The sequence below is a fragment of the Aeromonas sp. S16(2024) genome, from assembly GCF_041403065.1.
In the GTDB taxonomy this organism is placed as follows: Bacteria; Pseudomonadota; Gammaproteobacteria; order Enterobacterales; family Aeromonadaceae; genus Aeromonas.
This window is the reverse complement of the sequence record NZ_JBGLQX010000059.1, coordinates 1-1,032: the sequence shown is the minus strand read 5'-3', so window position 1 is coordinate 1,032 and position 1,032 is coordinate 1. Positions and strand designations below refer to the sequence as shown.

At 59.2% G+C, this 1,032-nt stretch carries 1 protein-coding gene; it reads right to left on the bottom strand.

The features are described from left to right. Window positions 1-2: 2 nt before the first annotated feature. A complete protein-coding gene (locus ACB030_RS20300; RefSeq protein ID WP_371162259.1) occupies window positions 3-965 on the bottom strand; it encodes an IS1595 family transposase in 963 nt (320 codons plus the stop codon). Window positions 966-1,032: the final 67 nt, after the last annotated feature.

The following is a 1,032-nucleotide window of genomic DNA, read 5'->3' as shown; positions in this document are numbered from 1 at the left end:
GGCTATGTCCCAATTACGTGTTGCATGGGGCGCCCCAGCGCCTCATGCAAGCAACTTGGGATATTCACTTCCCGCCCGTAGCGCTCCAACATCCTTCGCCAACCCAGATAATTCCTCAGATAGTGGGTCGCGACCCCATGGAACCGCTCCATCCACTCTTTCAACCGACGGTGATATCCGTTGACATGCTGGATGTGGTACGCGCCAACCACGCGCTCGCCTTGACGATTGCGCACGACCTGATGGGTCACTCCCTGTGCTTTGCTGAAACTGGCATACACCCCGGCGCCGTCGCTACACAACACCGCATCTGACGAGACAAGGGGTGTCAAAACCGCTATCACCGTCTCGGCATTCATTTTCTCCAACTGAAAATCCGCATGATGACCAGCCCGGTCCTGAACCACCATCACCGGGATGTAATCCGACCCTGTGCCTCGGGTACGGCCTTTGCCCCCGCGGTGGCGGGCCGGGCGGGGTAAACCACGTTGTCCTTTAAACGACTCCAGGAAGAAGGTCTCATCAACCTCGACGATACCCCCTTCCCGTGCCGCCTGGTGACTCGCCATGGCGTTCAGGAAGCGGTGACGCCACAAGAAGGCGGTGTTTTTACAGACCCCGCAGCGGACGGCAGCCTGTCGGACGGTCAGACCGTCGATGAGGGCCTGGGCGTAGTCTTCCCAGCATTGTGCCTTGCGAAGTCGGGCCAGAGGCGTCTTGGTGAGAACGGAGCTGGTGCGCAGACACTGCTTGCAGCGATAACGACGCAGCCCTCGACTCCAACCCCAGGGAGCCAACTGCGCAGCCTCGGCCTGACAGTGAGGACAACATTGGCAAGGGGGGAGTTGGGTGGCCAACGAGGTGATGGGGTGAGGTGCGGTGAGTTCATGTTGCGCGAGGCGACGCTGGCGCAAGGTGAGTTGTGGGAAGAGAGAGAGTAGATGTTGAAAGGCTTGGGTATCCATGATGGAGGCCCTCAGGGTGATGACCTACTTCAAGAGTAGTCTTCCAACACGTAATTTGGACAGCGCC